General features: G+C 44.5%; 7 protein-coding genes. 2 read left to right on the top strand and 5 right to left on the bottom strand.

Annotated features, from left to right (window positions below):
* Window positions 1-69 precede the first annotated feature (69 nt).
* The 3 genes from CXF61_RS01040 to CXF61_RS01050 form a co-directional block, all read right to left on the bottom strand.
* A complete protein-coding gene (locus CXF61_RS01040) occupies window positions 70-1,791 on the bottom strand; it encodes an AMP-binding protein (RefSeq protein WP_165596834.1) in 1,722 nt (573 codons plus the stop codon).
* Between the two features lie 265 nt (window positions 1,792-2,056).
* Window positions 2,057-3,358 carry a glutamate-1-semialdehyde 2,1-aminomutase gene (gene hemL / locus CXF61_RS01045; protein ID WP_165596835.1) on the bottom strand — a complete coding sequence of 434 codons (1,302 nt, stop codon included), beginning with the start codon at window positions 3,356-3,358 and terminating at the stop codon, window positions 2,057-2,059.
* A 103-nt stretch (window positions 3,359-3,461) separates the two neighbouring features.
* Window positions 3,462-3,815 carry a zinc ribbon domain-containing protein YjdM gene (locus CXF61_RS01050; protein WP_057758016.1) on the bottom strand — a complete coding sequence of 118 codons (354 nt, stop codon included), beginning with the start codon at window positions 3,813-3,815 and terminating at the stop codon, window positions 3,462-3,464.
* Between the two features lie 296 nt (window positions 3,816-4,111).
* On the opposite strand from CXF61_RS01050, the gene CXF61_RS01055 reads away from it, so the two are divergent.
* Entirely contained in the window at window positions 4,112-4,864 is a 753-nt protein-coding gene (locus tag CXF61_RS01055) for a CAF17-like 4Fe-4S cluster assembly/insertion protein YgfZ (protein ID WP_165596836.1), read from the top strand.
* A gap of 64 nt (window positions 4,865-4,928) precedes the next feature.
* A complete protein-coding gene (locus CXF61_RS01060) occupies window positions 4,929-6,281 on the top strand; it encodes a D-amino acid dehydrogenase (protein ID WP_264755653.1) in 1,353 nt (450 codons plus the stop codon).
* A gap of 112 nt (window positions 6,282-6,393) precedes the next feature.
* On the opposite strand, the gene CXF61_RS01065 is transcribed toward CXF61_RS01060, so the two are convergent.
* Entirely contained in the window at window positions 6,394-8,568 is a 2,175-nt protein-coding gene (locus CXF61_RS01065) for a molybdopterin oxidoreductase family protein (RefSeq protein ID WP_165596837.1), read from the bottom strand.
* 62 nt (window positions 8,569-8,630) lie between these two features.
* On the bottom strand, window positions 8,631-9,335 hold the full coding sequence (locus CXF61_RS01070; protein WP_193834153.1) for a TetR/AcrR family transcriptional regulator: 705 nt from the start codon (window positions 9,333-9,335) through the stop codon (window positions 8,631-8,633).
* Window positions 9,336-9,505 lie beyond the last annotated feature (170 nt).

Below are 9,505 nucleotides of genomic sequence, written 5' to 3' on the forward strand. Positions count from 1 at the left end.
GCAGCCCTGTTTTTGTTTATTTTAAGAATTATCTCGATGTCACTCTTATAAGTGAAATACACTGCTCACTTATCGCAGTTCTTTACGCAAAATTTTGCCGACCGCCGTCTTAGGGAGCTCATCGATAAACTCATAGGACTGTGGACGCTTATAGCCAGTTAGGCGCTTACTCGCAAAGTCTTTTAGCTCCTCTACGGTGAGATCCGCGTCTTTTTTGACTACAAATGCTTTTGGCACTTCCCCGCTATGGTCATCTGCCACCCCGACTACAGCGACTTCGAGCACCTTGGGATGTTCAGTCAGCGCAGCCTCTACTTCATTGGGATATACGTTAAATCCTGATACCAGTATCATGTCCTTTTTACGGTCGACGAGTGTCAAAAACCCCTCATCATTCATGACGCCGATATCACCTGATCTAAAGTAGCCATTTGGGGTAAAAGTATCTGCATTGTCTCGCTGCCAATAACCGCGCATGACCTGAGGCCCTTTGATACAGACCTCACCCCTTGTACCTGTTGGGCATGTATTCCCATTCTCATCAATGATATGGATATCTGTCAAAGCCAGTGGCAGTCCAACGCTACCATTAAACTCTGTAATCCCAGACGGATTGAAAGAAATAACGGGCGACGTCTCAGACATACCATAGCCTTCGCTAATAATCATACCCGTCACTTGCTGCCATTGATCAGAGACCGCTTTAATAATCGCTGTGCCGCCGCCGATAGATAAAGCTAGACGACTAAAATCTAGACTAGCGAATTTTGGATGATGCAGCATGCCAATGAATAATGTATTCACTGAAGGGATAGCATGAGGTCGGTGCTGTTCAATGGTATTCACTAAACCATCGATATCACGTGGATTGGTGACCAATATATCTTCCCAGCCGCCATAAAGACCTAGCAAGCCGCAGACCGTAAACGAAAAAATATGATAAAGCGGTAAAGGATTGAGTATTTTAATCTGTTCGCTACGACCAGCTTCAATCGTTTTACCAAACATCGCGTAGCACTGGCAGACATTTGCCATGACATTATAATGAGTTAGCATGGCGCCTTTTGGCTTGCCAGTCGTACCGCCTGTATATTGCAGTAGGGCCAAATCTTCACGTACAATCGTAACGGCTTTAAACGCTTCTGCATCATAGGCCTGCATAATATGTGCAAACATTATGTTGTGCTGTGATGAATCAGTTAATGATTCGGTCGAGGTATGTGTTTGCTCATCTGTGTTCGCAGGTTGTTCTGAGCCAATCTGACTGAGCAAGGCAATGTCATTATCAGCAATGCTAGGATCTATGGAACATCTGACCACCCATTTCAACTGAGCTTTGACTGTGTCATCTAATTGCTCATAAGCAGTGCTCATACCATCTAGCACAATTAGACCACAAGCTTGAGCGTCAGTGAGCTGATGTGCCAATTCATATTGGGTATACATGGGATTGACATTGACCAATACCACACCTGCACGTAGGCAACCCAACAGTACCACGGCATACTGCAGTATATTTGGCAGTTGTACCGCTATGCGATCGCCCTTCTCAACACCTTGCGCTTGTAAAAAAGTAGCAAAACGTCGACTGGCAATATCTAGCTGCCTAAAAGTGAGCGATGCCGCACCCATACTAAAAGCTGGAAATTCACTATGCTGTTCAATCTTTGGTTGCAGTAAGTCAATCAGATTTTGCTTACCTTCCAATACATTCAAATGGTTGTCTAGGCCGTATTGGTCGTAAGTGGCTTGCCATAATGGCGCGGTATTGCTAGAAGTACTGGTACTCATTCGTTTGCATCCTTGCTTAATTATTCAGGTTTGCCTCAGAGTATCACAACTCATTGTCTATTTTTTGGACGCACAGGTAAGAAATGTATAAGCATCAGTCACGTTAACGGCTATACAAACAATCTTCAAAAATACTTTATATTATTTCCAATATGATTATAAATAAGATATCGATAAACAAAAAAACCAGCAGAGATCACAGGACGATCTTGCTGGTTTTTCTAAATATTAACTTTTTGGTAAGTTAATAACTTACATGGCTAAACTATGCTTTTGCCATTTCTGCAAATATCTCATCAGCCGCTTTGATTGACACATCAATGTCTTCATCGCTATGTTTGATAGACATAAAGCCTGCTTCATAAGCTGACGGTGCCAAGTAAATACCGCGATCTAGCATACCGTGGAAGAAAGTATTGAATACGTCCATATCGCACTCTGTCACGTCATCGAAGTTCTTTGGCGTTTCAGTTGTGCTGTCTTTGACAAAGAACATGCCAAACATACCGCCAAGCTTATTGGTACGTAAATGAATACCATGTTTGTCAGCTGCTGCTTGGAAACCGTCTACTAGGCGATCAACTTTCGCTGCTAACTCGTCATAGAAACCCTCTGCGGTTAAGTCCTCAAACATAGCGATACCAGCGCGCATCGCTAGTGGATTGCCTGATAACGTGCCAGCTTGATAGACACCGCCAAGTGGCGCGATGCAAGACATGACTTCTTTTTTACCGCCGAAAGCGCCAACAGGTAGACCTGCACCGATGATTTTGCCAAAGCAGGTTAAATCAGGATCGATGCCGAAGTGTGCCTGTGCACCACCAAGGCCAACGCGAAAGCCCGTCATGACTTCGTCAAAGATTAATACTGCGCCATTGGCAGTACACTCGGCACGCAACGTATCATGGAACTCTTGTGTTGGAATAACCATGTTCATGTTGCCAGCGATTGGCTCCAAGATAACGCAAGCAACTTCTTTGCCCCATTTCTCAAAACAATCTTTAATCGCTTGCGGATCATTATAAGGAATCGTAATGGTATGCTTAGCAAAGTCTGCTGGCACGCCTTTCGACGTTGGCTCACCAATATCAAGCATGCCAGAGCCAGCTTTTACCAACAAGCTGTCTGAATGCCCATGGTAGCAACCTTCGAACTTAACGATTTTGTCACGCTGAGTATAACCACGTGCCAAGCGAATCGCACTCATGGTCGCTTCTGTACCAGAACTGGTCATACGAATCATCTCAACGCTTGGTACGATTTCGCAAATTTTATCTGCAACTGTCGTCTCGAACGGTGTGGGCGTACCAAAGCTTAGACCATCATCAGCCGCTTTTTTTACCGCATCGATGACTTTTGGGTGCGCATGACCCAAAATCATTGGGCCCCACGAGCCAACATAGTCAATATAAGCATTGTCTTCGGTGTCATAAATTTTGCTACCATTAGCACGGTGCATAAAGATTGGCGTCCCACCAACTCCTGCAAAGGCGCGAACCGGTGAGTTAACACCACCTGGGATATGTTTACGTGCTTGTGCAAAGAGCTGTTCGTTTTTAGTACTCATAATTATTCTCTACTTATAGCGACATTTATAACGACAATGTTTTGTAATTAAACGTCTGCTTTATATTTGTTTATTATCGAATCTTTCAAGAAGTTTTTACAATTTAAGCTTTTTTGACCACAGAAGACTTAAGCTTCATTGGTCCGTAGCCATCAAGTTTACAGTCGATATCATGACCGTCAGTAGCATCTGGCAACAGACGTATGCTTTTCGCTTTCGTTCCTACTTTAATCACGATTGAAGAGCCTTTGACTTTTAGGTCTTTAATAACCGTCACCGCATCGCCGTCCTGTAGCTCATTGCCAACAGCATCACGAATAACTGCGTCTTGGTCTTCAGCTTGCGCTGCATCAGTCTCAGCCGCCGTCCATTCATGAGCACACATAGGACATACCAGTAACGCACCATCTTCATACGTATATTCAGCATCACATTTAGGGCAATTTGGTAAGCTCATTATTTCCTCGGCAGCCATCGTACATTAGGTTAATTGTAGAGCTGATATTGTACCGTAACTCACCATCTTTAACCAATTTGTAAGCTTGAAAATCAAACGCTATGCCCAATTTAACGCTTAACCCATCACTTAGTAATGACGTTTTTTATGGCAGGGTTTTTTGTGGTACTCTTCTTAGCCTCATTTAGATTTATGTGCACAGATGCTGTCAATGATAAAAGCACCCATATAATTTTTTATCACTTCGATTTACCCTATATATTAATAAGTAAGCTCTCATCAGAAGGATAATAACAATGACTCAGTCTTCAAATTTATCAGCTGTACCGCAGTTTTCACAATTAACTATCCAAGGCGAAGACGCCGAAAAATTCTTGCAAGGGCAATTGACTTGTGACGTTACCAAGCTCGGGCTTAGCTATCAGGCCGCCGCCATCGGTAATCTAAAAGGTCGTATTGAGTTCGGTATCTGGATCAAAAAACAAGCAGAAAAACATTATGATGTGGTCATAAGTAGCGATTGTGCTGAGTCTTTGCAGGCGCATCTTAATAAGTACGGGGCATTTTCTAAATTTAAAACCAGCGCACCAGCAGCGATTTATCCTTGCGTGCTAGCAGATGAGCCAACTTTTAGCCATAAAGACGACCATAATACTGCTGAGGATACTCAGGCTTGGATGGCATGCAGCCTAGCTACTGGTAATTATTGGATTGTGGCCGCAACTCAGGGTGAGTTTCAACCGCAAGAACTGCGTTTACATCAGCGCGGCGGCATGGACTATGATAAAGGCTGCTACTTGGGTCAAGAAGTCATCGCTCGCATCTACTTTAAATCTGCACCCAAAGCATTTTTGCACTATGTCCAAGGCACCGATGCAGCACCAAACGCAGGTGACAAGCTCGATAAAATCCAAGTGGTCAATGCAATGAAAAATGACGATGGCTTTACCGCTTTGGTCGTGGCACGTCCTGAACAATTGGCAGAAAGCGATTTGAGCATATTGGACTTGCCAGCTGCCCTACAAGTAGATGTCGCACGCCCAAAATAAAAGCACATCGAATCATGCAAGCGACACAGCAAAGGTGACGGTAGTTCAATAAAGAGTTACCGTCATGACTAACATGAGCATAGAGAATCCTATGACACATATTGCGGTACTCGGAGCAGGCGTGGTGGGTGTGACCACCGCATGGTATCTACGTCAGGCAGGCTATGATGTGACTGTGATTGAGCGCGAATCAGCAGCAGGTATGCAAACTTCATTTGCCAATGGCGGTCAAATATCTGTCTCACATGCCACGCCTTGGGCCAATCCTGCGACCCCGATGAAAGCGCTCAAGTGGTTGTTTAAAGAGGATGCTCCGCTACTGTATCGTTTGCGAGCTGACAAAGCTCAGCTCAAATGGGCCATGCAGTTTCTGCAAGAGTGCCGCGCCGATAGAGCCGATGCCAATCTCGTGCAAATGGTGCGCTTAGGTCTATATTCAAGAGATACTTTACAACAGCTGCGTGCAGATATCGGTATTAATTACGAGCAACAGACGCGCGGTATTATGCATTTTTATACCAATCAGGCAGAGTTTGATGCTGCCATCGAGCCAACCGAACGTATGCAAGCGCTCGGTTGTGAGCGCCATGTGATTGATATCAATAATGCCGTCAATTTAGAGCCAGCGCTCTACCCAATTGCGCATAAGCTCACTGGGGCAACCTATACTAGCCGTGATGAGTCTGGCAATGCGCACCTGTTTACCCAACGTTTAGCGCAGCGCTGTATCGATGCTGGTGTACAGTTTTTATATAATACCGAGATCTTAGCACTCAATGCTGATGCTGACTCTGCCCGTCCGCATGTGCACAGTATTACCATCCGTCCAAAAGGCGAAAATGCGCAGACCTTTACGGCTGATAGTTATGTGGTCGCACTTGGCAGCTATAGCGTACCTCTACTAAAACCATTGGGGATACACGCACCAATATTTCCAGCAAAGGGATATTCGGCTACGTATACGGTGAATCCACGCGCGCCGCACTTAGCGCCTTTTGTGAGCTTGATTGATGATGAGTTTAAGCTAGTTACCTCACGACTGGGTGACAAATTGCGAGTCGCTGGTACGGCTGAATTCAATGGCTATAACCTAGACCTAAATGCTACGCGCTGTGAAGCCATCACTCGGCGTGTGCAGCAATTATTTCCAAAAGGCATCATCGCAAACTCGGTGCAATATTGGACAGGACTGCGCCCGATGACCCCATCGAATGTACCTTTGATTGGTCGTGCGCACTGCGGTCAAGTCAAACATGGTAGCCATAATGCTTCAGCGACTTTTGACAATCTATGGCTCAACACCGGACACGGTACATTGGGATGGACACATTCTTGTGGTTCTGCAAAAGCCATTAGCTTATTGATACAGGGCGAAATACCTAGCGTTGATTTTGACTTTATTGGTATAAGTGCTTAATCGGATAAGCGATAGATTAAAATTTTGTGCAAAAAAGAAGGCGCTTACCTATAGTAAGCGCCTTCTTTTTATTTTAGGACAATTCTTAAGTGATTACGCTATTCATCAAGGTTTATGATGCGGTAGCCAATGCGTCATCTGTTGCTGATTCAAGCGCTTCCAGTTGTACCGGTACACCATTAACTGCCGCATTGCCACTTAATTGGTCAATTAGGGTTTCATCAGTCAAATCATTAACGCTGACACCTGCATGCGCTTGAGCAATCTTTTGCTTAACCCCTTTGCGGCCGTGACCAAAGCCGTGCGGGATACTGACCACTCCTGGCATCAGCTCATCCGTCACTTCTGCTGCAATGACCACGCTACTCACTCGAGAAGTTACTCTGACATCTTGACCGTCTGCAATACCATGTCGCGCTGCCGTTTGCGGATGCAACATCAATGTACAGCGAGATTTACCTTTTACCAATCGATGGCTATTGTGCAACCATGAATTGTTACTACGTACATGACGACGACCGATTAGCACAATCTCATTACTGTTGTACTGTTGCACCATCTCTTTAACACGGGCTAAATCTGACTGATAAAAATCGACATGAAGATGAATTTGTTTATCAGCGTGTTTAATAGCCTCTGGCAACATCCGATGCAACGGACCTAAATCAATACCATGTGGGTTTTCGACCAGTGCTTCAAATGTCACGTCTTTATGAGGTCCATACTTTAGACCTTGCTCTAACAAGAACTTAGGACCAAAGGCTTTTGTCGCGGCACGTTCTTTTTGCGTTGCTTCTGGCGCATCTTTGTCTAAGCGCTCTGCCAATCCTAAATAAATCTCCCAGTCATGCTTGGTATCGTCGGTTTTATCAAACAAGGCAGGCGAGTATTTGGCGACATTGTGCACGGCAAAACCATTAAAAGTAATGTCATAGTGGTCGCGCTCTAATGGCGATACAGGCGGCAGAATAATATTGGCATGGCGACTGGTCTCAGTCACAAAATAATCAAGCGAAACCATAAACTCTAACTGAGATAGTGCTTCATCTAACTTTTCGCCATTTGGCGTACTCAGAACCGGATTACCAGCGACCGTAACAAATCCCTTTAACTGGCCTTCCCCTTCGACCAACATCTCATCTGCCATCGCAACCACTGGATACTCACCATTAAAATCTGGCAAGTTGCTGACGCGGCTATGACGTTTACCCAGATAGCCTGGGCCTGAGCTGTTCACAACATCGACGGCAGGATTTGGGAACATGAGTCCGCCCACTTCATCTAAACGACCCGTGACAATATTGATGATCATAGATAAATATTGGCTGAGCAAACCAAACTCTTGCACCGAGATGCCCATGCGACCATAACAAACTGAGCTTTCTGCTTCACAAAATTCTTTGACGATACGTTTGATCTCAGCTGCGGTAATACCCGTGATGTCTGCAACTGACTCAGGCGTGTATTGTTCAGCGAACAAAGCAAGTCGATCGATCTCTGGTGCCAAGGCCGCCACTCTAGTATCGAGCTTCGCATAGCCTTGCGTATAGATTTCATTCAACATAGCTAATAGCAGCAATACATCCGTCGCTGGACGAATAAAGTGATGCTCGCTGGCGATGTCGGCGGTTTCTGTGCGTCTTGGATCAATCACCACCACCTTGCCCGCCCGAGCTTTTATATCTTTCAGCTTTTGACGCATGTTGGGCGCAGTCATGATACTGCCGTTAGAAGCCAACGGATTGCCACCGATGATCAGCATGTATTGTGTATTATTGACATCGGGAACTGGAATGCGCAGCATGTGACCAAATAGATGCATGCTAATAATATGATGTGGCAGTTGGTCGATAGAAGTGGCAGAAAAACGACTGCGTGTCTTTAAACTGGTAAGCAGTTGTTTGATGGTCAACATACCGCCCATGTTATGTACGTTAGGATTACCCAAATAAACACCCAACGCATTTTGACCATACTTTTGCTGTATGGATTGAATACCTGCAGCAACTTTATCTAACGCTTCTGACCAACTAATAGATTTCCAACCGTCTGCCGTTCTCTCTACCGGCTGACGCAAACGGTCAGGATCTTCATGCAAATCTTGCAAAGCAGTGGCTTTCGGACAAATATAGCCTTGCGAAAAGGGATCGTTTTTATCCCCTTTAATCGACAAGACTTTTTCGCCATCATGTTTTATCTCGACGCCGCACATTGCCTCGCACAATGTACAAGTTCTAAAATGCGTTTGCGCTTCGCCTAACGTTGGTGCAGCCGTGGTTGTGGCCATAATCACTCTCCCTGTTGTGTTTTTTTTCTAGATTTCATGACAGTAATTTTTGCTTATTATCACTACTGACTAGTATTGCTTCCGTGCAAAAAATTGGCGAACAGTGCGTCAAAGCTGATACTCAAGGTGGCAATCGCTTGTTGTCTTGAGTATCGCTGCTGATGACAGCCCAATATCAACTCATGTACCTGTGCCGCCGCCATATCAACGCATAGATTGACAGCACTGCGCTCGCAAGTACGATTAGATAACTGCAATCCCTGAATAAATATCTCTGTCCATTCTTCTTGTATTTCGGTAATCAGATTGCCCAGTCCATTATTTAATGAAGATTGGTTTTCTATACTGTCACTAAACCGTGGGCGATCCTCTAACAAATGTTGAAACAGCGCGATATTCTCAAATGCCGAATCAAAAATCATAATCAGGCATTGTCGACATTGCTGATTAAACTGCTCTTTACTCAACACATCATAATCTTTGAGCATATTGACCCATGCCAGTCGCATCGGTGATAGATAATTGTCTTTTAGTTGGGCGCTCAGCTCGTTTTGTAGCGCCTCTAGGCTCTCAAAATGATTGTAAAAACTGGGCTGTGCAATACCTGCACCTTTGGCAATTTTATTCATGCTCATGCCCTGAGCACCTTCCAAACTATACAACCGCAAGGCACTTTTTAATAACGCACGCCGAGTCTTGGCTTTCGCCAGCTCACGTTTCGTTTGCACTTTTTCAATGCTCATTTTGTTAGGTGTATTCGCTATCAATATACACTCGCTTATCAAAAATAATTCATAGAATTTCATCTTAACTATAAGGCTATAGTCATTTTAACAAGAAGTCTATCATTAAATGTTACACGGCATTCACTCTCTATTATTAGTCTTAGATCGTGTTGATAACGACTGCCAATTTTTAGTGTTTTTTATCTATCAAC

Origin of the sequence: Psychrobacter sp. 4Dc, from assembly GCF_002836715.1 — a bacterium.
In the GTDB taxonomy this organism is placed as follows: Bacteria; Pseudomonadota; Gammaproteobacteria; order Pseudomonadales; family Moraxellaceae; genus Psychrobacter.